The sequence below is a fragment of the Parafrankia sp. BMG5.11 genome (assembly GCF_004337455.1).
Window position 1 is genome coordinate 31840 of record NZ_SJXI01000093.1, and the last position, 23804, is coordinate 55643.

Sequence of the window (23804 nt, forward strand, 5' to 3'; positions counted from 1 at the left end):
CGGACCCCAGGTGAGCGCCACCCACCCGGCACAGTAGGGACCCGTGAGCCCCCACCACCTGCCGGCAGCCCGACGCGTCCTCTACCACCACGGACACGTCCACAGCCCCACCCACCGGCACGCCACCGCCCTGCTCACCGACGGCCCCACCATCACCTGGATCGGCACCGACGACCAGCCCGACGCCAGCGGCCCGCCACCGGCCGGCCCGGTCGACCACACCGTCGACCTGCGCGGCGCCACCCTCACCGCCGCCTTCGTCGACGCCCACCTGCACACCACCGCCACCGGGCTCGCCCTCGACGGCGTCGACCTCACCGACAGCCCGTCCCTGCGCCACACCCTCGACCAGCTCACCCGCGCCGCCCACCACCGGCCCGGCCAGCCACTGCTCGGCACCGGCTGGGACGAAACCCGCTGGCCCGAACAGCGACCCCCCACCAGCGGCGAACTCGCCCGCGCCGCCGGGCCCGTCGACGTCTACCTCGCCCGCGCCGACGGCCACACCGCCGTCATCTCCCCGCACCTGGCCACCCGCAGCGGCGCCCACCACGCCACCGGCTGGCTCGGCGACGGCCTGTGCCGCGACGACGCCCACCACCTCGCCCGCACCGCCGCCTACCACGACCTGCCCCCCACCACCCGCCGCGCCGCCGCCCGCCGCGTCCGCGCCCACGCCGCCACCCTCGGCATCGCCGCCCTGCACGAGATGGCCGGCCCGCAGGTCTCCTCCGCCGACGACCTCGCCGCCCTGCTCACCCTCGCCCGCGACGAACCCGGCCCCACCATCACCGGCTACTGGGCCGGTGAACTCACCGTCGCCACCGCCCTGAACACCGAACCCGGCCTGGGCCCCGTCGGCTACGGCGGCGACCTGTTCGTCGACGGCTCCCTGGGCTCGCACACCGCCGCGCTACGCAGCCCCTACACCGACCAGCCCACCCACCGCGGGCAGCTGCACCGCGACGCCGACGACGTCCGCGACACCGTCCTCGACGCGGTCGCCGCCGGCCTGCAGACCGGCTTCCACGCCATCGGCGACGCCGCCCTCGACACCGTCCTCGACGGGGTGCGCGCCGCCGCCGCCCGTGTCGGCACCGCCACGATCAACGCCGGCACCCACCGGGTCGAACACGCCGAGCTGCTGCACCCCGAACAGATCACCGCCATGGCGCGCCTCGGGCTCGTCGCCTCCGTGCAGCCCGCGTTCGACGCCCGCTACGGCGGCCCCGACGGCCTGTACACCCGCCGGCTCGGCACCGACCGTGCCAGCGCGATGAACCCGTTCGCCGCGCTGCACCGCGCCGGGGTCGTACTCGCCCTGTCCTCCGACAGTCCCGTCACCCCCCTCGACCCGTGGGGAGCGGTACACGCCGCGGCCACCCATCACACCCCGTCCGCGCGGATCAGCGGGGCCGCGGCGTTCACCGCCGCCACCCGCGGCGGCTGGCTGGCCGCCCGCGCCGGCGCCGACGGTGCTGGACGGATCACCGTCGGCGCGCCCGCGACCTTCGCGATCTGGGAGAGCCCCCACCCGCCGCGGCCCGCCGGGCCGCCGGCCACCCAGCCCGCCGGGCCACTGGATGTTCTCCTTGACCAGCTTGACCGCACCGGCAGCGCGCCACGCTGCCTGCGCACCGTGCTGCGCGGACAGACCCTGCACGACCTGCTCTGAGCCCGCCTGCTGGACCAGCCGCGGGTCAGGTCACCGCAGCGCGGTGGGGGCTGGTGTGGGCCGGTCGGGATCCGGACCGTCCTTCGAACCGGAGCCGCCGCGCTACCCGCCACGACACCGTTGTCTAACGGACGGTCCGGAACCCCACCGGCCCCGCTACCGCACCCGACCCCGCCGGATCGGTCGGGTACCCAGGGCCGAGCACCGCGCGATTCGACCACACCCCGCACAGACTGGGAAGCGCACCGGACCGCACCCGAAAACCCCCGGTAGTCCCAATGTGGTCCCACTCCGGGATGTGGTCCCACTCCGGGGGTGTGGAGTGACCCGCCGCACCCGACACCCCACCCGCCCAGCTCACACCCCCGCCACCACCACCCACACCCCACCCGGCCATCCACACCCACCCAGCCCGGCGTGGTCGACACCGCCCCCGTAACCGACACTGGACCGGTGACTGACGCGCCCGCCACACCCGCCCTCGAGCCCGGCCCGCTCGACCCCGCCCCGGCGGGCGCACCCCCCACACCCCCACACCCCACCGGCCGCGCCCTACCGCGCCGCCTCACCCGGCCCGCCCTGGCCGTCCTCGCCGGCGCCCTGCTCTACCTCGCCTTCCCCCCGGTCGGCCTGTGGCCGCTGGCACCGGTCGCCCTGGCCGTTCTCACCCTGACCGTCCGCGGGCGGCGTCTACGAGCCTCCTACGGGCTGGGAATGCTGTTCTCCCTCGCGTTCCTGCTACCCCTGCTGCGCTTCGTCTCCTTCGTCGGCGCCGACGGCTGGATCGTGCTGTCCACCGCCGAGGCCGCCCTCCTCGCCCTCGTAGCACCCGCCACCACCCTCGTTCAGCGGCTACCCGCACCGTGGCTGTGGACGGGCGCCATCTGGGTCGCCCAGGAGGCGCTACGGGGCCGTGCGCCCTTCGGGGGCTTCCCCTGGGGGCGGATCGCGTTCAGCCAGCCGAACAGCCCCTACACCGCCCTCGCGGCGCTCGGCGGCGCGCCTCTGGTCACCTTCGCCGTCGCCACCACCGCCGCGCTGCTCGCCACAGCCCTCACCCACGCCACCACCGCCCGCGCCACGGGTACAGGAGCCACCGCACGGGCCACCGGCGGCACGGCGACCCGCATCCGGCCACTACTGGCCACTCTCACCGGTGCTCTCACGCTCACCCTCGCCGGCCTCGCCGTTCCCCTGCCCACCACCGCCCAGCACGGCACCCTCAACGTCGCCGCCGTCCAGGGCAACGTCCCCGAAGCCGGCGGCCTGGGCGCCCTCGGCGAGGCCTTCCAGGTCACCGACAACCACGTCACCGGCACCGAGAACCTCGCCGCCGCCGTCCGCGCCGGCCGCACCCCCCAACCCGACCTCGTCCTGTGGCCGGAGAACTCCTCCGACATCGACCCCCTCACCAACCCCACCGCCCACGCCGCCCTCACCCACGCCGCCACCGTCGCCGGCGCACCACTACTCGTCGGCGCCGTCCTCGACGGCCCCGGCCCCCGCCACGTCCGCAACGCCGGCCTCATCTGGACCACCGACGGCCCCACCGGCGCCATGTACGTCAAACGCCACCCCGTCCCCTTCGCCGAATACCTCCCCGGCCGCGCCCTGCTCGAAAAACTCATCAGCCGCTTCGCCGACGAGATGCCCAACGACTTCCTCGCCGGCACCAGCACCGGCGCCCTACCCGTCGCCGGCACCGTCATCGGCGACGTCATCTGCTTCGAAGTCGCCTACGACGGCCTCGTCCGCGACAACGTCAACCACGGCGCCGAACTCCTCGTCATCCAAACCAACAACGCCTCCTTCGGCCGCAAAGGCGAAAGCCAACAACAACTCGCCATGAGCCGCCTGCGCGCCGTCGAACACGGCCGCGCCACCATCCAGGTCTCCACCAGCGGTCAGAGCGCCCTCATCACCCCCGACGGCACCATCCTCACCCAGACCGGGCTCTACGAAGCCGGCGTACTGTCCGCACAACTCCCACTACGCACCACCCACACCCTCGCCACCCGCCTCGGTATCGTCCCGGAGGCGGTGCTCACCGCCCTCGGCGCACTCGCCATGATTGCTGGACTGACCCACCCCCGGCGCACCCGCCACCACCCCGGCGACACACCCGCCGACAACGACCCGACCAGCACCACCCACCAACCCACCCCGACATCCACCGACCGGACCGGCGACGACCACCAGCACCCGGGGGAAACGCACCAACCCGCCGCCGGCACCGACCAGAAGAGGAGAGGCGTGGAAGCCACCCGCGTCGTCGTCTGCGTCCCGACCTACAACGAACGGGAGAACCTGCCGGACACCACGCGCCGGCTACGCCAGGCGAACCCCGCGGTCCACCTGCTCGTCATCGACGACGCAAGCCCCGACGGCACCGGGAAAATCGCCGACGAGCTCGCCGACGACGACGACCACATCCACGTCCTGCACCGGCCCGGCAAATCCGGCCTCGGCTCCGCCTACATCGCCGGCTTCACCTGGGCCCTGCAACACGGCTACGACATCATCGTCGAAATGGACGCCGACGGCTCCCACCAGCCCGAACAGCTACCCCGCCTACTCGACGCCCTCACCGACGCCGACCTGGCCATCGGCTCCCGCTGGGTCCCCGGCGGCACCGTCCACAACTGGCCCCGCAGCCGGCTCGTCCTCTCCCGCGGCGCCAACGCCTACGTCCGCGCCGCCCTCGGGGTGCCCCTCCACGACGCCACCGCCGGGTTCCGCGCCTACCGCGCCGACGTCCTGCGCGCCCGCGACCTCGACCAGGTCGCCTCCCAGGGCTACTGCTTCCAGGTCGACCTCGCCTGGCGCGCCTGGCAGGCCGGGTTCCGCGTCGTCGAAGTCCCCATCGACTTCGTCGAACGCGAACGCGGCGCGTCGAAGATGAGCCGCGCGATCGTCGCCGAAGGATTCTGGCGCGTCGGCTGGTGGGCCCTGACCTCCCTGCGCCGCGGCCCCGCCAGCACCAGCCAGCGCACCGGCGCGGGCGCGGGCGCGGCGATCCCCACCCCCGCCCGGCCCACAGACCCCACCACGGACAGCCTCACCACCCCGACCGCCACCGGACCCGACACCGTCGACGCCGGCCGGCCCTGAAACGTCGATGTGGGGTGGCAGCGCACGCTGCCACCCCACATCGACGTCTCCGACCTACCCGCGCCTCACCGGCACCGCGAACCGGCAGACCCGGGACCGTTCACACCCTCAGGCGGACCGCCTGTCCGCACCCGTGCCCCGCAGCACCGCCAGCCTCTCGGCCAGCACCTCCTCCAGATCGTCGGTCGTCCGACGCTCCATCAACATGTCCCAGTGCGTACGCGGCGGCTTGCTCTTCTTCGGCTCCGGCCGCTCACCGTCCACGATCACCGACGCCGCCCCACACACGCGACACTCCCACGCCGAAGGCACCTCGGCCTCGGCCGCGAAGGGCATGGTGAACTGGTGACCGTTCGGGCAGTCGTACGACGCTGTCTGCCGCGGGGCAAGCTCCGTGCTGCGGTCAGTCTCGTAGGACACTGCACCGAGACGGCTGCCCCGCAGAATGCGCTCGCCCATATGACTCCTCAGAGCGTCGTGGCGTGTGGACCTCAACCGAGTCCAACGTACGGACAAGCGAAGTCGTTCCCACCCCGGAAGGCCAGGTAACGAGATCGCAATCACACTGTGTGCTCCACCGACTGCAAAGGATACACGGCGCGTGACGAACCGGGCTCCGATCCTGCTGAACGGCCTCACCCGCACCACCGTCGGGCTCACCGCCCTGACCAGACCCGTCCGAATCATCCGCGCCACCGGCGTCGACCGCGTCACCGCCGAGAAGATCGCCTGGCTCGCCCGCCTCGCCGGCATCCGCGACCTCGCCCTGGGCGCCGGACTCCTCCACGCCCAGCTCACCGGCGCACCCACCCGCGGATGGCTGTTCGCCGGCCTGCTCGCCGACGCCGCCGACGCCGCGGTCTTCACCCACGCCACCACCCGCCGCCAGCTCCCACCCGCCGCCGGCACCGCCATGGCCGCCGCCGCCACGGGGGGAGTCGCCCTCGCCGCCACCACCCTCACCCGCCACCACCCCACAAACACCCGAACTGGCACCGCGGCACCAGTCGCATGACAGAACAAACCGGCCGCCCGCCGCGTTGACCACCACGGGACCACCACACAGCACACAGACAGGAACACCCGACCCGCGCACAACACCACACCCGCCAGCCAGCCAAAACCGGCACACCCACCCACCCGCCGGCCACCCCGCACCAGGAAGGACATCCCATGACCGACCAGCCGAACACCGACACCGACACCGACGAGAAGGTCGTCCGCAGCGACACCGAATGGCGCCAGCTCCTCGACCCCCAGCGCTACGCCATCCTGCGCCAGGCCGCCACCGAAGCCCCCTTCAGTGGCGCCTACACCTACGACAAGACCAGCGGCACCTACCGCTGCGGCGCCTGCGGCGCCCCCCTGTTCACCTCCGACACCAAATACGACTCCGGCTCCGGATGGCCCAGCTTCTACCAGCCCGTCACCGCCGACGCCGTCACCCTCATCACCGACCGCAGCCACGGCATGACCCGCACCGAGGTCCGCTGCGCCCGCTGCGACTCCCACCTCGGCCACGTCTTCGACGACGGCCCCGCCCCCACCGGCCAGCGGTACTGCATGAACAGCCTCGCCCTCGACCTCGACAACACCGACGCCAGCTGAAACACCACGCCAGCTGACCAACCCGACCAGGCCGGCCACACCCCATCCCGCACCGGCTGCCGGACACCACCCCGGCAGCCCGCAACCCCACACGAACCACGCCGGGCCTGGCACTGGCACCCCCACCCCGACATGGCACCATCCCGCAGGTGAGCAGCAGTCCCGCCGCGACACAGCGCCTCCGAGACCTCGCCCGCCTCCGCCGCGTCCGCGACCGCATCGACCGCGAGTACGCCCAACCCCTCGACGTCGAGGCGCTCGCCCGCGGCGCACACATGTCCGCCGGACACCTCAGCCGCGAGTTCCGCCTCGCCTACGGCGAATCGCCCTACGCCTACCTGATGACCCGGCGCATCGAACGCGCGATGGCCCTACTACGCCGCGGCGACCTCACCGTCACCGAAGTCTGCTTCGCCGTCGGCTGCTCCTCCCTGGGCACCTTCAGCAGCCGCTTCACCGAACTCGTCGGCATGCCCCCCAGCGCCTACCGCCGCCACGCCGCCGCGACCACCGCCGGCATGCCCTCCTGCATCGCCAAACAGATCACCAGACCGGTCAGGAATCGAGAAGCGCGCTCACCCAGCCGCACCTAGCGTGACCGCCATGGACATCACCATCCACACCAGCTTCCTCCCGCACGACGACCCCGACGCCTCCCTGGCCTTCTACCGCGACACCCTCGGCTTCGAAGTCCGCAACGACGTCGGCTACAACGGCATGCGCTGGATCACCGTCGGACCCCCCAACCAGCCCGACACCTGCATCGTCCTCGAACCACCCGCCGCCTACCCCGGCATCACCGACGACGAGCACCGCACCATCACCGAGATGATGGCCAAGGGCAACTACGCCCACGTCATCCTCGCCACCGCCGACCTCGACGACACCTTCACCAAGGTCCAGGCCAGCGGCGCCGAAGTCGTCCAGGAACCCACCGAACAGCCCTACGGCGTCCGCGACTGCGCCTTCCGCGACCCCGCCGGCAACCTCGTCCGAATCAACGAACACCGCTGAACCAGCCGGCGAACCCGGCCAGGACCCGACACCCGGACAGCCGCCACGCGGCAACCCCCGCGCCCGACACCGGTGGCGACCTGGTGGTCGCCACCGGCTGGCCAGCACGATGGAGACACCATGAGCAACGCCACGAGGACGGACCCGCAGCCGCCCGCGCCCCACCTCGCCGACAGCCACGACCTCATCCGCGTCCACGGCGCCCGCGTGAACAACCTCAAAGACCTCAGCGTCGAACTCCCCAAACGCCGACTCACCGTGTTCACCGGCGTCTCCGGCTCAGGCAAAAGCTCCCTGGTCTTCGGCACCATCGCCGCGGAATCCCAGCGACTGATCAACGAAACCTACAGCGCCTTCGTCCAAGGCTTCATGCCCACCCTTGCACGACCCGAAGTCGACGTCCTCGACGGACTCACCACCGCGATCATCGTCGACCAGCAGCGGCTCGGCGCCGACCCCCGCTCCACCGTCGGCACCGCCACCGACGCCAACGCCATGCTGCGCATCCTGTTCAGCCGGCTGGGACGTCCACACATCGGCTCACCCAACGCCTTCTCCTTCAACGTCCCCACCGTCCGGGCAAACGGCGCGATCACCACCGAACGCGGAACCAGCAAAACCGAACGAAAGACCTTCACCCGCACCGGCGGCATGTGCCCCCGTTGCGAAGGCCGCGGCGCCGTCTCCGGCTTCGACCTCACCGCCCTCTACGACGACAGCAAATCCCTCAACGAAGGCGCCCTCACCATCCCCGGCTACAGCGCCGACGGCTGGTACGGCCGCATCTTCGGCGGCTCCGGCTTCCTCGACCCCGACAAACCCATCCGCCGATACACCAAGACCGAACTCCACGACCTGCTCTACAAAGAACCCACAAAAATCAAGGTCGACAACGTCAACCTCACCTACGAAGGCCTCATCCCGAAAATCCAGAAATCGATCCTGTCCAAAGACCGCGAAGCGATGCAGCCACACATCCGCGCCTTCGTCGACCGGGCCGTCACCTTCACCACCTGCCCCGACTGCGACGGCACCCGGCTCAGCGAAGCCGCCCGCTCCTCCCGCATCGCCGGCACCAACATCGCCGACGCCTGCGCCATGCAGATCAGCGACCTCGCCCACTGGGTCCGCGACCTCGACGAACCATCCGTCGCACCCCTGCTCACCGCGCTGCACCACACCCTCGACTCCTTCGTCGAGATCGGCCTGGGCTACCTCTCCCTCGACCGGCCCTCCGGCACCCTCTCCGGCGGCGAGGCGCAGCGCGTCAAAATGATCCGCCACCTCGGCTCCTCACTCACCGACACCACCTACGTCTTCGACGAACCCACCGTCGGCCTGCACCCCCACGACATCCAGCGCATGAACAACCTGCTGCTGCGACTGCGGGACAAGGGCAACACCGTGCTCGTCGTCGAACACAAGCCGGAAACAATCGCCATCGCCGACCACGTCGTCGACCTCGGACCCGGCGCCGGCACCGCCGGCGGCACCGTCTGCTACGAAGGCACCCTCTCCGGGCTACGAACCAGCGGCACCCTCACCGGCCGCCACCTCGACGACCGCGCCACCCTCAAACCGACCGTGCGCACCCCCACCGGCCAGCTCCCGATCCGCGGCGCGACCACCCACAACCTGCACGACGTCAACGTCGACATCCCCCTCGGCGTACTCGTCGTCGTCACCGGCGTCGCCGGCTCCGGCAAAAGCTCCCTCATCCACGGATCGATCCCCGCCGGCGCGGACGTCGTCTCGATCGACCAGACCGCCATCCGCGGCTCACGACGCAGCAACCCCGCCACCTACACCGGACTGCTCGACCCGATCCGCAAGGCATTCGCGAAAGCCAACGGTGTCAAGCCCGCACTGTTCAGCGCCAACTCCGAAGGCGCCTGCCCCGCCTGCAACGGCGCCGGCGTCATCTACACCGACCTGGCGATGATGGCCGGCGTCGCCAGCACCTGCGAAGAATGCGACGGCAAACGGTTCGAAGCCTCCGTGCTCAACCACCACCTCGACGGCCGCGACATCAGCGAAGTCCTCGCCATGTCCGTCACCGACGCCCAGGAGTTCTTCGGCACCGGCGAGGCACGCACACCCGCCGCACACGCCATCCTCAACCGGCTCGCCGACGTCGGACTCGGCTACCTCACCATCGGCCAGCCGCTCACCACCCTCTCCGGCGGCGAACAGCAACGACTCAAACTCGCCACCCACATGGCCGACAGGGGCGGCACCTACATCCTCGACGAACCCACCACCGGCCTGCACCTCGCCGACGTCGAACAACTCCTCGGCCTGCTCGACCGGCTCGTCGACTCCGGCAAGTCCGTCATCGTCATCGAACACCACCAGGCCGTCATGGCCCACGCCGACTGGATCATCGACCTCGGCCCCGGCGCCGGCCACGACGGCGGCCGGATCGTCTTCGAAGGCACACCCACCGACCTCGTCGCCGCCCGCTCCACCCTCACCGGCGAACACCTCGCCACCTACATCGGCACCTGACCAAACACCGCCCAGCAGGCGGGGCCCCGGCGGCACATAGAGGTCGAACGGGGCCGAACACCCCTCCCGAAACCGCGCCGATAATGCACATTATGTTAAGTAGGCCCGCGTCCGACCGGGAGGCCCGCCCATGGCCATGGGCGAAGGTCCGCGGCGGCCTTCGTCCAGCGCGAGGCGCGAGGCGACCCCAGAGGGACACGGCAAAGATGATCATGGCGACACCCGAAGCCCGTTTCATGATCGAAAACTCCTCTCAACCGAAGGTTTTCTGTTGAGGAGAAAGGCTTTTGATCAATTGTGCATTTGGTTGTTTTCTTGATCGTTTGTGCAGGGCTCGCACGTCAACACTGTTGACTATCTTGAGGGTCTGGTGGGACGTGGGGCGAACCGGTGGCGGCCACCGCCACGGCCACCCTCACCGCGGTCAACTACTCCGGGATGCGGCGCGCGGCCTGGCTGACCCGTCTGATCGTCGTGGTCGTGGTCGCCTGCGTCACCAGTGGCGCCGCGGAGCCGGGCCGCCAGCCTGTGGCCCGGTCTCCCGCAGGCCGCCGGCCTGCTGTTCTTCGCCTTCGCCGGCTATGCGCGCATCGCGACGCTCGGCGAGGAGGTCCGTAACCCGCGGCGCACCATCCGCCGGGCGATCCCGACCGCGCTGGGCATCACGCTGGTCGTCTACGCCGCGGTCGCCGTCGCGCTGCTGCTGGTGCTACCGGTGGCCGCGCTCGGGGCGTCGGCCGCGCCGCTCACCGACGCCGTGCGTGCCGCCGGCGTGCCGGGTCTGGCTCCGGTGGTGCGGGTCGGGGCCGCCGTCACCGCGCTCGTGCTCACCACGGACCTGCGCGGCGCGATCGGGTTCTCCTCGTTCGGGGTGCTGCTGCACTACGCGGTCGCCAACGCCGCGGCGTGGACCCTCTCCCCCACCGAAGGCCGTCCGGTGCGCGCCGTTCCGGTCGTCGGACTGCTCGGCTGCCTGCTGCTGGCCTTCAGCCTGCCCGGGACGTCCGTGCTCGGCGGGTCCGCGGTACTCGCCGCGGTGGTGGTGTACGCCGCCCGTCACGCGGGCGGGCACCCGGCGCGGCAGTGAGCGGGGATGACGCGGCCATCAAGATCATCCTTGACGGGCGGGCGCGTCAACAGCGTTGACCACACTGTGGGTTCCACTACGATCAGGTGTCGTGACGGCACCGGACGAGGATGAGGACGCGCCCCGGTCGGGCGCATCGGCTCCCCCGCAGCGCACGCCTCGGGGCACCCTGTCGAGGGAGGTGCTGCTCGACGCGGCGATGGAGATCGTGCGCATCGGCGGGGCCGACGCCTTCAGCATGCGTGCCCTCGGTGCCCGCCTCGAGGTCGACCCGACCGCCGTCTACCGCCACTTCCACACCAAGAACGAGCTGCTGGACGTCCTCGCCGACATCCTGATCGCCGGCGACGAGCCGCTGCCGTCGACCGGGGACGCGCGGGCCGACCTGCGGGCGAGCCTGCACCAGCTACGGCGGTCGCTGCTGCGCCACCCGACGATGGCGGGGGTGATCCTGCGCCGCCCGCCGGGCGGGCGGGCGTACTGGGAGCGGGCCAACCACGCGCTCGGCCTGCTGCGCGGGATGGGCCTGAGCCCCGAGCAGGCGACGTCCGCTTACCAGACGCTGCTGTTCTACAGCCTGGGCCATGTGTTGTCCGAGGCGCGCACGCTGGCCGCCGCGGTCGCGCAGGACCGGCGTCCCAGCGCGCCGACGGCGACGTTCAACCCGCCGGCGCACCAGCTGCCCGACCTGGCGGCGGCGGTGCCGTTCCTGCGGGCCGACACGGCCACGCAGTTCGACGACGGCCTCGACCTGATCATGGGGTCGCTGCCAGGGTGAGCGTCGGTGGACCGGTCGCCGTCGACGGAGGGGTAAACCTCACAATCCCGTCCGGGACGGGCGCGCGCCGGGCCTGCCCCGTCCAGGGCGCCGATCCACTTGCTACGGTGCACTCCGACCAGCCCCGCGCCCAGCCGTCCCCGCTCCGCCGCATCCGCGGCACGGATGCGGACGGTCCCGGGTCGGGTGGGGACGGGTGACGCCGCGGCGTGGCCGTGGTCCCCGGCCACGGCCGGCCGTCCACGCGGGAGCGTGACGGCACACAGGGGTTCCGGCGTGGCGAGCTGGCCGGCACAGGTCCGGACGGGCACGGATCCGGACAACGGATCGAGGCGGGAGTCGAAAGCGATGGCGGACGAGACACTCGACGGGTTCCTCGAGGCGCTCGCCTCGGCGGCTCCCGCGCCCGGCGGTGGCGCCGCGGCGGCGGTGCAGGTGGCGCTGGGCGCGGCCCTGGTGAGCATGGTCACCAACCTGACCATCGGCAAGCCGCGGTACGCCGAGCACGAACCGGTGATGCTCGCCGCCCGCGCCGAGGCGGACCGGCTGCGCGGCGAGGCGCTGGCGCTGGCCGACGCGGACGCGGTGGCGTTCACCGCCGTCACCGACGCCTACCGGCTGCCCAAGGAGACCGCCGAGGAGAAGGCGGCACGCAGCGCCGCGATCCAGCGGGCGCTGGTCGGGGCGGCCGACGTGCCGCTGCGCACCGCGGCGGCGGCCGCCGAGGTGGTCGGGCTGTGCCAGCGCATCCTCGACGGCGCGAACGTCAACGTCCTGTCGGACGTGGCCGTCGCCGCCGCCAGCGCGCGGGCGGCCCTCGACTCGGCGGCGATCAACGTGCGGGTGAACCTGGCGTCGATGAGCGACGCCGCCACCCGCGACGCGACCGCCGCCGAGCTGGACAAGTACCTGTCGTCAGTGACCGGCGCGGACGTCGTCGTGCGCGCCGTGGGAGATCGGATCGGGTCATGAGATTGCTGGATGGGCGGTCGATGGCCGCTGACATAGGACGCTCGGTCGTCGACGACGTCGAACGGCTCGCCGCCACCGGGGTCACTCCGACCCTGGCGGTCGTGCTGCCGACGGCGGACGAGGCTGCCCGGTCGTACGTGCGGGTGATCGAGCGCGGCGCCGCCAAGGTCGGGGTGGGCTGCGCCGTCCACGAGCTGACCGGGGACCCGGACGAGCTGACCGCCACCGTGGACCGGCTCGCCGCCGACCCGGCGGTGCACGGGATGATCGTGCAGACGCCGCTGCCGGACGGGCTGACCGCCGCCGACGTGGGTGCCCGCATCCCCGTGGGCAAGGACGTCGACGGCATGAACCCGCTGAGCCTGGGCCGGCTCGCCCTCGGCCTGCCCGCGTTCGCGCCGGCGACCGCGGCGGCCGTGCTGGAGATCCTCAACCGGGCCGCGGTGCCGCTGGCCGGCGCCCGGGCGTGTGTGATCGGCCGCAGCTCGGTGGTGGGCAAGCCGGCGGCGCTGCTGCTGCTCGCCGAGGACGCGACGGTGACGGTGTGCCATTCGCGGACGAAGGACCTGGCGACGGTGGCGCACGACGCCGACATCGTCGTGGCCGCGGTCGGCCGGCCGAAGATGGTCGGTGCCGGGCATGTCCGGCCCGGGGCGGTCGTCATCGACGTCGGCACGAACTGGACGGACGCCGGCCTGGTCGGTGACGTCGACGCCGACGCGGTGGCCCCGGTCGCGGGCGCGCTGACCCCGGTTCCCGGCGGGGTGGGGCCGGTGACGACGATGCTGCTGCTGCGCAACACGGTGCGCGCGGCCGGCGGCTGAGCACGTAGACGGGTGAGCAGGTAGCCGCGGGAGTTCGGAAGCTGTTCGGAAGTGTGGGGAGTTCAGCGGGCGGGGCGCGGTGGCGCGCCGCCCGCTGTGGCCGTTCCGGCGGTGCGCACGCGGTTGCGGCCTTCGCGTTTCGCCTGGTAGAGCGCCGCGTCGGCGCGCTCGAGCAGGTCGGTCAGGATGGCGAGGTCGTCGGTGGCCGGCGCCGCGGCGCGTGAGCCGGGGAACGCCGGTTCCGCGGCGGTGCCGGGCGCGCCGCGACGGGCCGCGTCGGTCCCGTCCGCCGGGCCGGCCGGGCTTGCCTGGTGGGTGAGCGGGTCGGGGCGGGCGGGGCTGGTGCAGGCGACGCCGACCGACACCGTGACGGTCACCTCGGCGCGACCGAGGCGGGTGCTGGCCCCCGCGACCTGGTGGCGGACGCGTTCGGCGACGGCCGCCGCCGCGTCGAGGTCGACCTCGGCGAGCAGCACGACGAACTCCTCCCCACCGAACCGGCCGACGAGGTCCTGCGGCCGGGTGGCCAGGCGCAGCGCGTCGGCGACGGCGAGCAGCACCGCGTCACCGTTGAGATGCCCGTGCCGGTCGTTGACCTGTTTGAAGTGGTCGACGTCCACGAGCAGCACCGACAGTGGACGTCCCAGCCGGCGGGTCCGGGCGGTCTCGCGCTGGGCGACCTGCCGCCAGTAGGCCATGGTCGCCAGCCGGGTCTTGGGGTCGGTGCGGGCCGCGGTGAGCAGCTCGGCGTGGGCCAGCCCGCGGCGCAGCAGCAGGACGAGCGGGGCGGCGACGACGAGCAGCAGCGGGCTGGCCGCCCACAGGACGGCGAGGATCAGCGCGGCGCCGGTCTCCACCGCGACCGCGACCGCCTGCTCCCGCCCGCCGGACCAGTGACCGGGACGCAGCAGCCGGTCGACGAGCACGTAGACGCCGACCGCCGCGATCAGCGCGGCGAAGGTGTGCGACGAGCCGGCGAGCCGCTCCGCGGACCGCGGGTCCGTCGTGGGTGCGATCAGGTGGTGGACGGCGGCCGCGGCGGCGCCGGCGAGACCGAGCGCGGCGGTGTCGTGCAGCCGGATGCGCGCCGGCGGCGGGGAGCCGCCCCGGCCCGCCGGCCGGCCGAGCCGCCCCGCTCCCCCGGTCGCCAGCCAGAGCGGGACGTGCGCGAGCAGCGCGTACAGCGGGGGCAGCAGCAGCGCGACCGGCAGCGTCCAGGTGGAGGTCATGGGAGGGCCGCTGTCCTGGGGGGCGGCGGTGGCGCCTTCGGCACGTTGCCCGGCGCCGGCCGCGACGGGGCTGGTGAGCAGCACCCCGGTGACGACGGCCAGCGCGGTGAAGGCGGCGAAGGTCGCGAGCTCGGCGGGCCGTGGCGGGGAGCGGTCGGCGGCGGCGTTCGCGACGAGGACGACGGCGGCGAACAGGAACAGCGCCTCGACCGCGAGGATGCCGATCAGCTCGGCGGGCGGCCGCGGCAGGCCCGCGGCGCCGCCGGGCCGCCGCCACCGCGGCGGGCGCAGGCTCCCGCGCGGTGGCGGTGGCATGGGCAGGCGGGGCAGGAACCGGGGGCGGGCGCGCGGGCGTGGCTCGTTGCGGGAGCGGCGCCCGGCGCCGCCACGGCCGGGGGTGCGGCCGGGGGTGTTGTCAGGTCCGGGCAGGGCGGAGGCCGGGCAGGTGGCGTCCCGTAGGAACAGCGAGGCACCATGGCCCGCGGAGGTGCCGTGACCCGGATCGGCGCGGGGGACGCCCGTCATCTCCGGGAACGGGGTGTCGCGGGGCAGCGGGGTGTCGCGGGGCAGCGCGGCGGAGGCGATGGCTGTGGGCGGGCCCGCGGGGAGGCTGGGTAGGGCGGGGAAGGGGTGGACCAGGCCCTGGCGGGCCGCCCATCCGCGCGGCCCGGTCGTGGTCGGGGCCACCCGCCCGAAAGCGGGCATCGGCAGCGGCTCGGCCCGCGCGGGCGCGACCCGGGCCGGAGCGGGACGCGTCGGGATCGGGGCTGGAGCCGGGTGGGTGGCGGGAAGCTCGGCGGGGCGTCGGGTCCCGTCCGGAGACGTCCCGATCACCGCGACGAGCCCGGCCGGGCGGCGGGCCGCCGCCCGGCGGACCGCGCGCACCACCGCCCCGAGCCCGGGGGGGACGTGCCCGCGCCCGGGTCGCCATGGCGCCTGTCGTAACGGCATCCGCACGTGGCCCTTCTCGTTCACCGCCGGTGCTGGTGACGCACGCGGCGCCCACCTCGCGGTATCCAGGTCTGTCGGGGCATCCGTTCACGAACCGGGGCGACCCGTGCCCGGCGCCGGCCGGGGGCGGGACCGCCCTCGGTGGGACCGGCGCCGCCGGCGACCACAGCCGCCAGCTGCTACACACAGTGAAGCCCCGTGAACGAAGGGTATGAAGGCTCTTCGGGCATCCGCAACTAGTTCGTGGATGTCGGACATGCAGTACCGGCATCCGCACCAGCGGTCGACGCACCCCCCGGGGGTGTGCTCCCCCTACCTTCGCGCTTCTGACCTGCATCATCAGGCGGCGCACCGGTTCGGACGGCCGGGTCGCAGGCGCCGGAACGGCCGTCCGCACGGCACGGGAAGACCACAGGCGACCCACCTGATGGGGTGGGTCGCCAGGGCGCCGGACGGCCGCCGCGCCGGCCCGACGGCCCCGCGGCCACCGGCCGGCCGGTCAGCCGGTCAGCCGGTGGTGGCGGCGACGGCGTCGACCATGGCGGCGGTCAGGGTGGCGACGTCCGCCGGCTCCATCACGAACGGCGGCATCGCGTAGACGAGCCGTCCGAACGGGCGCACCCACACCCCCAGCTCGACGAGCAGCGGCTGGATGGCGGCCATGTCGACCGGACGGTGGGTCTCGATCACGCCGATGGCGCCGAGAGTGCGGACGTCCGCGACGCCCGGCAGGTCGGCGGCGGGCGCGAGCCCGGCCGCCAGCGCGTCGTGCACGGCGCGGACCCGCTCCCGCCACGGGGAGGCGAGCAGCAGCTCGACGCTCGCCCGCGAGACCGCCGCGGCCAGCGGGTTGGCCATGAACGTGGGGCCGTGCATGAACGCGCCCGCCTCCGACGCGCAGACGCCGTCGGCCACCTCGGCGGTGCACAGGGTGGCGCCCATCGTCAGGTAGCCGCCGGTCATCGCCTTGCCGACGCACATGATGTCCGGGGTGATCCCGGCGTGATCGCAGCCGAACAGCTCCCCGGTGCGCCCGAAGCCGGTCGCGATCTCGTCGGCGACGAGCAGCACCCGGTGCCGGTCGCACAGCTCGCGGACCCGGGCCAGCCAGCCGGGGGCGTAGAAGCGCATCGCGCCGGCGCCCTGCACGACCGGCTCGAGAACGACCGCGGCGATCTCCCCCTCGTGGGCGGCGAGCAGGCGTTCGACGTCGGCGAGGTCGTCATCGGTGACCGGCTCGTCGAAGCCGGGAGCCGGGGCGGGGGCGAACAGATGCCGGGCCAGCAGGCCGGTGAACAGGTGGTGCATGCCGGTGTCGGGATCGCAGACCGACATCGCGCCGGAGGTGTCACCGTGGTAGCCGCGGCGGATCGTGAGCAGCCTCGTCCGCCCGGGCCGGCCGCGTCCGGCCTGGTACTGCAGCGCCATCTTGATCGCGACCTCGACGGCGACGGAGCCGGAGTCGCAGAAGAACACCCGCTCCAGGCCGGGTGGGGTGACCCGGACAAGCAGCTCGGCCAGCGCGACGGCGGGCTCGTGGGTGAGCCCGCCGAACATGACGTGCGACATCCGGTCCAGCTGGTCGCGGGCGGCCTGGTCCAGGACGGGATGGCGGTATCCGTGGATCGCCGCCCACCACGACGACATCCCGTCGAGCAGCTCGCGGCCGTCGGTGAGGGTCAGGCGCACCCCGGCGGCGGAGGCGACGGCGAACAGCGGCGCCTGGTCGCGCACGGAGGCGTACGGATGCCAGACGACCGCGCGGTCCCGGGTGACCAGGTCGGAGGCGTCCATGGCCCCAGCTTCTCCCACCGGCCGCCGGAGCGGGCCGGCGGCGGCGGGCGCGGGGCTGTGCCTCTGCTCACCCGGCTTCGGCCGGTGGGGCGTGCCACGGCCGAAGCCGGGGGTCGGGCGAGGCGGGGTGTGTCGGAAGGGCCACACGGGGCACCCACCGGTCCCGGGTGCGGGCGGCGGCGTCGAAGATGGGACGGGCACTGTCCACCCGCTCACACTGCCCACCGCTCGCCGGCCGCCCGCCGGTGCCGGCTGCCCGCCGCCGTGTGGTCGGCCACAGGTCCAGGGAGGAGTCACCTCGCATGCCGCCCGAACCCACCGACCCCGCCGTGCTCGACGGGCCCACCGTGCCGGCCGCGCGTACCGCGGCCGCAGCGCTCGCCGAGCCGGCGGTGCCGGCCGAGCCGGCGGTGCTCGTGCGCCGCGAGGGTGCCCTCGGCCGGATCACGCTGAACCGGCCGAAGGCGATCAACGCGCTGACCACGGGCATGGTGCAGGCCATCGACGCGGCGCTGCGGACCTGGGCGGCCGACGACGGGATCGCCGCGGTGCTCGTCGACGGGGCGGGCGGGCGCGGCCTGTGCGCGGGCGGCGACATCCGCTTCTTCCATGACTGCGCGCGGCGCGGCGACCCGGCACCGAAGGCGTTCTGGGCCGCCGAGTACCGGCTCAACGCGCTGATCAGCACCTACCCGAAGCCGTATGTGGCGCTGATGGACGGGCTCGTCATGGGCGGCGGGATCGGGATCTCGGCGCACGGCGCCACCCGGATCGTCACCGAGCGCTCGGTGCTGTCGATGCCCGAGGTCGGGATCGGCTTCGTCCCCGACGTCGGCGGCACCCACCTGCTCGCGCGGATACCCGGGGAGATCGGGACGCATCTGGCCCTCACCGGCGCCCGGATCGGCGCCGCCGACGCCATCGCCTGCGGGCTGGCCGACCACCACCTGCCCAGCGACGCGCTGCCGGCGTTCGTCGCCGCGCTGCGCGAGGCCGCCGGGGCCGGCCTCGGCGCGGGCGGCGCGGGCGGCGCGGGCCCACTGGCCCGCCGGTACGCGACGGTCGCCGCGGCGACCGGCCCGTCCTCGCTGGCGACTGACCGGGCCTGGATCGACCCGTGCTACCGGCACGGCAGCGTCGAGGAGATTCTTGCCGCGCTGACGGCCAGCCCCGCCCCGGCGGCCCGCGCCGCCGCGGAGGAGATCGCCGCGAAGTCACCGACCTCGCTGAAGGTGACCCTGCGCGCGCTGCGTTCGGCGCGGGCGCTGCCCGGGCTGGGAGCCTGCCTGGACCAGGAGTACCGGATCGCCTGCGTGCTGCTGAGCACCCACGACCTCGTGGAGGGCATCCGCGCGGCCGTCGTCGACAAGGACCGCTCCCCCCGCTGGTCCCCGGACCGGCTCGACGACGTCACGGCCGAGGACGTCGACCGGTTCTTCGCCCCGCTGGGCGACGCCGAGCTCGGCCTGGGCGAGGCCGGCGGACTCGGTCCGGCCGACGACTCCGGTCCGGGCGGCGAGCTCGGTCTGCGCGAAAGAGAGGCAGTTCGATGACCGACAGCTGGGGCGCGGCGGCCGGGACGCCGGCAGCGGCCACAGGACCTGTCGAGTCGACCGAGCCGGTTGGAGTCACCGCGCCGGTGACGGTGCCGGGTCCGCCCCGGCTCGCCGGCGGCGCGGTCCTGCTGGCCGCGGTGCTGCCGGCGCCCGGCACAGCCTGGTCCCCCGCCGCGGGCCCCGGGACCGGGCCGGCGCTCGCCGCGGTGGAGAAGTTCGACGACGACTTCGGCGGCGCCACGGACGCCCAGCTGTTCCCCGAGGAGGCCGCGACCCTCACCCGCGCGGTCGACAAGCGCCGCCGCGAGTTCACCACCGGACGGATCTGCGCCCACCGGGCGTTGGAGGCCCTCGGCGTGCCCGCGGTGCCCATCCTCCCCGGGGAGCGCCGTGAGCCGCTGTGGCCGGCCGGGGTGGTCGGCAGCATCACCCACACCGCCGGTTACCGGGCGGCCGTCGTCGCCCGCGGCGCGGCAGGTTCGGCGGTGAGCGTCGGCATCGACGCCGAGCCGAACGAGCCGACGCCCGGCGGCGTGCTCCGCGAGATCTCGCTGCCCGCGGAGCGGGACATGCTCACCGCGCTGGGCCGGGAGCACCCGGCTGTCTGCTGGGACCGACTGCTGTTCAGCGCCAAGGAGTCGGTGTACAAGGCCTGGTTCCCACTGGCCCAACGCTGGCTGGGCTTCGACGACGCCGAGCTGACTATCACCGTCGACGCCGGGGCCGACGGCGGGGGCGGGGGCGGGGCCGGCAGCGGTCCCGGTGGGAGCAGCCTCAGTGGGGTCAGTCCCAGCTGGAGCCGGCCCGGTGCGAGTGGTGGGGACGGGCCGTCTGTCGAGGGAGCGCCCATCGCGGGGGCACCTGGGATGGATGCGCGGGGGGTGTTCCAGGCGCGTCTGCTGGTGGCGGGGCCTGCCCTGCCCGGCGGGGAGCTGACCGGTTTCAGCGGGCGCTGGGCGGTGGGCCGGGGCCTGATCGTCACCGCGATCGCCTTCACTCCCCCGACCTGAAACCTGCCGCACCCGCAGCGATCCGCCCGGTCGGGCGGCCAGGTCGGGAAGCGCGGTGCGGGTGAAGATTCGCCGGGGTCGGCCTACCGTGGGTGGGTGTGAGCGTGGTGTTCCTGGAGGCCTCCGGGCCTGCACCGCCCGACCTGTGCTGGGAGCGGTACGCCGTCCCGGCGGCCTGGCCGGGCTGGGCGCCGCAGATCCGGGCGGTCGAGATCGAGAGCGCGGGGCGCGCCCCCGCGGGCACCGCGGGCTTGGCGGGCCCGGCGGGTGCCGCGGCCGGAGCGTATGCCGGGCAGGGCCACGGCACCTTCCAAGGGCACAGCCGCGATCAGGATCATTACGGCTGGCGGCCCTGCGGCGAGGAGCCCCCTGGGGCGGACGCGGGCAGGTGGCAGCGGATCGTTCCCGGGCTGCGCGGGCAGGTGCGTCCACTCGCCGGACCGGCGGCGCGGTTCCTCGTCACCGCCGTGGACGAGTTCGAGCGCACCTGGAGCTGGCGGGTCGGGATCGGCCCGCTGCGGCTGGACCTCGACCACGGCGTGGACGCCTGCCTCGACGGCGGCACGTCCACCTGGCTGCGGATCACCGGACCGGGCCCGCTGCCCCACGCCTACGCCCCACTGGCCCGGGTCGTGTTACGCCGCATCGTCCGCTGACCCGGCACGAGGCGTCCCGCACTTCTCCGACGGGTCTCCGGGCACGGTCAGCGGGCGGGCCGATGCAGGAAGACCTCGATGCCGTCGAGGATGCGCGCCAGCCCGAACTCGTAGTCGGTGTCGCCGTAGCCCGGCGGGCTGTCGAGGGACCCGGTCGCGACGATCTCCATGAGCGCCGGGTAGCGCTCGCGGTCGATCAGCTGGCGCAGTAGCGACCCCCAGGACGGCGGCGGCTCGGCGTCCGCGGGCACGGCCTCGGCGGGCACGGCATTGCCTGCCGGCCCGGCCGCCGAGGCGGCGGCCTCCGCGGAGGTTGCCGAGGCGGGAGCCGCGCCGGGGCGGTAGGCGCGGCGCAACTGCACCCACAGCCGCGTCTCGGCGCGCACGTACCCGTCGAGGAGAAGCATCACGCTCAGCTTCTCCTCGGGGGTGGCCCGTGTCCCGGCGAGGGCCGCCAGCCCGGCGTCGAGCCAGCGCAACTGGTTGGGGCCCAGCGGCGGGCCGCTGATCGGGGCGTCGAGCGCCCACGGGTGGCGCTGGTAGAGCGAGCGGCACTCCCCCGCCCAGCGCTCGAGCACCGCACGCCAGCCCTCCCCCGGCGCGGGGCCCGGCGGCGGGCTGGCCATGACGGCGTCGAGCATGAGCATGAGCAGCTCGTCCTTGCCGGTCATGTACCGGTAGAGCGACATCGCGGTGAAGCCGAGCCGCTGGGCGAGCCGGCTCATCGACAGCGGGCCCAGCCCCTCCTCGTCGGCGATCTCCACCGCGGCGGTGACGATGCGGGCCAGGCTCAGCCCGGGGCGCGGCCCGCGCCGGCCCCGCTCGCGCCGGCCCCACAGCAGGTCGACACCCGGCGGCAGGCCATCCCCCGGCCCTGGCGGCACCTGCGGCTGCGGCGACGGCGCGCCGGCCTCGGCCCCTGTGCCGGCCTCGATGTCCATTCAGCTCCCGCTCGGTCGGCGCATCCCCGCCGCCATCGTAGTCGTGTACGCGCTACACAGCCGTCTAGACCGTAATCAGTTTCAGTGGTACACAGTAACCGCACACACTTCTGTGTGCGCCGTACACAGTTGGCGGCGCGCAGACGTGCCGACATCCCCGCCGACACCGGAGGACCGCCCGCCACGCCAAGGACGACCACATGACCACGCCAGCCGAGCAGCAGGCCACGCCCACTGTCCGGGTCCGCGGGCTCACCAGGAGCTACCGGCACACGACCGTCCTGGACGGCGCCGGCAAGACAACCATGATCCGCATCCTGGCCACACTGCTGCGGCCGGATGCCGGGACGGTCCACATCGCCGGGTACGACGCCCTGCGGGCCGCGCGGCAGGTGCGCGGCGCGATCAGCCTGACCGGCCAGTACGCGGCCGTCGACGAGGTCCTCACCGGCGAGGAGAACCTGGTCATGATGGGCCGCCTCGCCCGGCTGGGGCGGGCCGGCGCCCGCGCGCGCGCCGCCGAACTGCTGGCGCGCTTCGACCTGACCGACGCCCGCACCCGGGCGGTGCGCACCTACTCCGGGGGGATGCGCCGCCGTCTGGACCTGGCCCTCGGCCTCGTGTCCCGACCGCAGGTGGTGTTCCTCGACGAGCCGACCACCGGGCTCGACCCGCGCAGCCGCGCCGAGCTGTGGACGGTCATCCGCGAGCTCGCCGTGGACGGCGTGAGCGTCCTGCTCACCACCCAGTACCTGGAGGAGGCCGACCGGCTCGCCGACCGGGTCACCGTGCTCGACCGCGGGCGGGTCGTGGCCGAGGGGACCCCCGAGGAGCTGAAGTCCCGGTTCGCCGGGCAGCGCCTCGAGCTCACGTTCACCGACGACGCCCACTTCGCCGCCGCGCTGCGGCTGCTCGGCCCCACCGCGGGCGAGCGCGACGCCCGGCGCCGGGCGGTGGACGTCCCCACCGACGGCACCGCCACCGACGTGCGCGCCGTCCTCGACCGGATGCGGCACGCCGGGCTGGAGGTCGGCCCGGTCGCGCTGCGCCGGCCGAACCTCGACGACGTGTTCCTCAGCCTCACCACCGCGAGCCGCACCACCGCGCCGTCCACTCGCCCCACGCCGGCGACGGTCACGCCGGCCGGCGCGTCCACCGCCGGGGTCGCCGCGCGCGGCGCCGGCCAGCCCGCCCCGTCCCGCCGTGAGGAGCCCGCGCGATGACCACCGAACCCCTCGCCCCCGCCGGCATCGCCCCGGCCGAGGGATGGGTGTCCACGCTGCGCTGGGCGGCGGCGGACGCCGCCGTGATGGTCGGCCGCGGCATCCGGCACCTGACCCGCGACCCGGAGACGCTGCTGCTGAGCGTGATCCTGCCGATCAACCTGATGCTGCTGTTCGTCTACGTGTTCGGCGGCGCGATCGACACCGAGGGCGACTACGTCGACTATGTCGTGCCGGGCATCATCCTGCTCTGCGCGGGTTACGGGGCGGCCGCGACCGCGGTCGGTGTCGCCCAGGACACCACGGCCGGTGTCATCGACCGGTTCCGCTCACTGCCGATCTCGGCCGGGGCGGTGCTGACCGGGCATGTCGTCGCCAGCGTCGCGCGTAACGCCGTCTCGACCGCGCTGGTCGTCACGGTGGCGCTGGCCACCGGGTTCCGCCCGAACGCCACCGCCGCGGAATGGTGCGCGACCGCCGCGGTGCTGCTGCTGTTCGTCCTCGCCATGACCTGGCTGTCGGTGGCGCTCGGCCTGCTGGCCGGCAGCCCGCAGGCCGCCAGCGGGTTCACCTTCTTCGTGCTGTTCCTGCCGTACCTGAGCAGCGCGTTCGTGCCGACGGGGACGATGCCGGCCCCGCTGCGGGCGGTCGCCGACCACCAGCCGGTCACCCCGGTGATCGAGACGCTGCGCGGCCTGCTGATGGGAACGCCGATCGGGACAGGCGGGTGGCTGGCGCTGGCCTGGTTCGGCCCGGTGCTGGCCGGGTCATACCTGGCGGCGAAGTTCCTGTTCGGACGGCGTGCGTTCACCGGGCGGGCGGGCTGACCGGTGGTCTCGACACACCAGGACGATGCCGCTCTGAGCT

At 73.9% G+C, this 23804-nt stretch carries 19 protein-coding genes and 1 pseudogene; 16 read left to right on the top strand and 4 right to left on the bottom strand.

Annotated elements, in window-relative coordinates:
• The first annotated feature begins 43 nt into the window (after positions 1–43).
• Positions 44–1675: an amidohydrolase gene (locus E0504_RS43130; protein WP_131627290.1), complete on the top strand. Its 1632-nt coding sequence runs from the start codon at positions 44–46 to the stop codon at positions 1673–1675.
• Positions 1676–2128: 453 nt separating this feature from the next.
• Positions 2129–4786: an apolipoprotein N-acyltransferase gene (lnt, locus tag E0504_RS43135; protein ID WP_373693997.1), complete on the top strand. Its 2658-nt coding sequence runs from the start codon at positions 2129–2131 to the stop codon at positions 4784–4786.
• A gap of 108 nt (positions 4787–4894) precedes the next feature.
• On the opposite strand, the gene E0504_RS43140 is transcribed toward lnt, so the two are convergent.
• Entirely contained in the window at positions 4895–5245 is a 351-nt protein-coding gene (locus tag E0504_RS43140) for an RNA polymerase-binding protein RbpA (protein ID WP_112104882.1), read from the bottom strand.
• A 142-nt stretch (positions 5246–5387) separates the two neighbouring features.
• Between E0504_RS43140 and E0504_RS43145 the strand changes: the two genes are divergently transcribed.
• The 9 genes and pseudogenes from E0504_RS43145 to E0504_RS43185 all read left to right on the top strand — a co-directional run bounded on the left by E0504_RS43145 (position 5388) and on the right by E0504_RS43185 (position 13577).
• Positions 5388–5801 carry a hypothetical protein gene (locus E0504_RS43145; protein ID WP_071064329.1) on the top strand — a complete coding sequence of 138 codons (414 nt, stop codon included), beginning with the start codon at positions 5388–5390 and terminating at the stop codon, positions 5799–5801.
• A 158-nt stretch (positions 5802–5959) separates the two neighbouring features.
• The gene (msrB, locus tag E0504_RS43150) at positions 5960–6394 is read left to right on the top strand and encodes a peptide-methionine (R)-S-oxide reductase MsrB (RefSeq protein ID WP_112104881.1); all 435 of its coding nucleotides are present in this window, start codon (positions 5960–5962) and stop codon (positions 6392–6394) included.
• Between the two features lie 149 nt (positions 6395–6543).
• Positions 6544–6987 carry a helix-turn-helix transcriptional regulator gene (locus E0504_RS43155; RefSeq protein WP_112104880.1) on the top strand — a complete coding sequence of 148 codons (444 nt, stop codon included), beginning with the start codon at positions 6544–6546 and terminating at the stop codon, positions 6985–6987.
• Positions 6988–6997: 10 nt separating this feature from the next.
• Complete coding sequence (locus tag E0504_RS43160) at positions 6998–7408, top strand: VOC family protein (RefSeq protein ID WP_112104883.1); 411 nt, start codon at positions 6998–7000, stop codon at positions 7406–7408.
• A 120-nt stretch (positions 7409–7528) separates the two neighbouring features.
• Positions 7529–9916: an excinuclease ABC subunit UvrA gene (locus E0504_RS43165; RefSeq protein WP_112104879.1), complete on the top strand. Its 2388-nt coding sequence runs from the start codon at positions 7529–7531 to the stop codon at positions 9914–9916.
• Between the two features lie 390 nt (positions 9917–10306).
• A pseudogene (locus tag E0504_RS43170) lies at positions 10307–11003 on the top strand (amino acid permease); the annotation flags it as partial.
• A 91-nt stretch (positions 11004–11094) separates the two neighbouring features.
• Positions 11095–11781, top strand: a complete 687-nt coding sequence (locus tag E0504_RS43175) for a TetR/AcrR family transcriptional regulator C-terminal domain-containing protein (RefSeq protein ID WP_112104878.1) — start codon at positions 11095–11097, stop codon at positions 11779–11781.
• A gap of 348 nt (positions 11782–12129) precedes the next feature.
• Positions 12130–12753, top strand: a complete 624-nt coding sequence (locus tag E0504_RS43180; protein WP_041254462.1) for a cyclodeaminase/cyclohydrolase family protein — start codon at positions 12130–12132, stop codon at positions 12751–12753.
• The gene (locus E0504_RS43185; RefSeq protein ID WP_112104877.1) at positions 12750–13577 is read left to right on the top strand and encodes a bifunctional 5,10-methylenetetrahydrofolate dehydrogenase/5,10-methenyltetrahydrofolate cyclohydrolase; all 828 of its coding nucleotides are present in this window, start codon (positions 12750–12752) and stop codon (positions 13575–13577) included. The genes E0504_RS43180 and E0504_RS43185 overlap by 4 nt, the downstream gene beginning before the upstream one ends.
• 62 nt (positions 13578–13639) lie before the next feature.
• Here E0504_RS43185 and E0504_RS43190 read toward each other — a convergent pair whose 3' ends face one another.
• Positions 13640–15781 carry a GGDEF domain-containing protein gene (locus E0504_RS43190; protein ID WP_243657880.1) on the bottom strand — a complete coding sequence of 714 codons (2142 nt, stop codon included), beginning with the start codon at positions 15779–15781 and terminating at the stop codon, positions 13640–13642.
• A 483-nt stretch (positions 15782–16264) separates the two neighbouring features.
• On the bottom strand, positions 16265–17551 hold the full coding sequence (gene bioA / locus E0504_RS43195) for an adenosylmethionine--8-amino-7-oxononanoate transaminase (RefSeq protein ID WP_112109120.1): 1287 nt from the start codon (positions 17549–17551) through the stop codon (positions 16265–16267).
• Between the two features lie 302 nt (positions 17552–17853).
• Here bioA and E0504_RS43200 point away from each other — a divergent pair, with 302 nt between their 5' ends.
• The 3 genes from E0504_RS43200 to E0504_RS43210 all read left to right on the top strand — a co-directional run bounded on the left by E0504_RS43200 (position 17854) and on the right by E0504_RS43210 (position 20773).
• Positions 17854–19104: an enoyl-CoA hydratase/isomerase family protein gene (locus E0504_RS43200; RefSeq protein WP_200835502.1), complete on the top strand. Its 1251-nt coding sequence runs from the start codon at positions 17854–17856 to the stop codon at positions 19102–19104.
• A gap of 86 nt (positions 19105–19190) precedes the next feature.
• Positions 19191–20117, top strand: coding sequence for a 4'-phosphopantetheinyl transferase (locus tag E0504_RS43205; protein WP_131627322.1), 927 nt, complete (start codon positions 19191–19193; stop codon positions 20115–20117).
• Positions 20118–20215: 98 nt separating this feature from the next.
• On the top strand, positions 20216–20773 hold the full coding sequence (locus E0504_RS43210; RefSeq protein ID WP_243657881.1) for an SRPBCC family protein: 558 nt from the start codon (positions 20216–20218) through the stop codon (positions 20771–20773).
• Between the two features lie 47 nt (positions 20774–20820).
• Here the strand turns inward: E0504_RS43210 and E0504_RS43215 are convergent, their stop codons facing one another.
• The gene (locus E0504_RS43215) at positions 20821–21714 is read right to left on the bottom strand and encodes a TetR/AcrR family transcriptional regulator (RefSeq protein ID WP_200835507.1); all 894 of its coding nucleotides are present in this window, start codon (positions 21712–21714) and stop codon (positions 20821–20823) included.
• Between the two features lie 200 nt (positions 21715–21914).
• Here E0504_RS43215 and E0504_RS43220 point away from each other — a divergent pair, with 200 nt between their 5' ends.
• Entirely contained in the window at positions 21915–22937 is a 1023-nt protein-coding gene (locus E0504_RS43220; RefSeq protein WP_112109143.1) for an ATP-binding cassette domain-containing protein, read from the top strand.
• Positions 22934–23764, top strand: a complete 831-nt coding sequence (locus tag E0504_RS43225; RefSeq protein WP_112109142.1) for an ABC transporter permease — start codon at positions 22934–22936, stop codon at positions 23762–23764. Before E0504_RS43220 ends, E0504_RS43225 begins: the two co-directional genes overlap by 4 nt.
• Positions 23765–23804 lie beyond the last annotated feature (40 nt).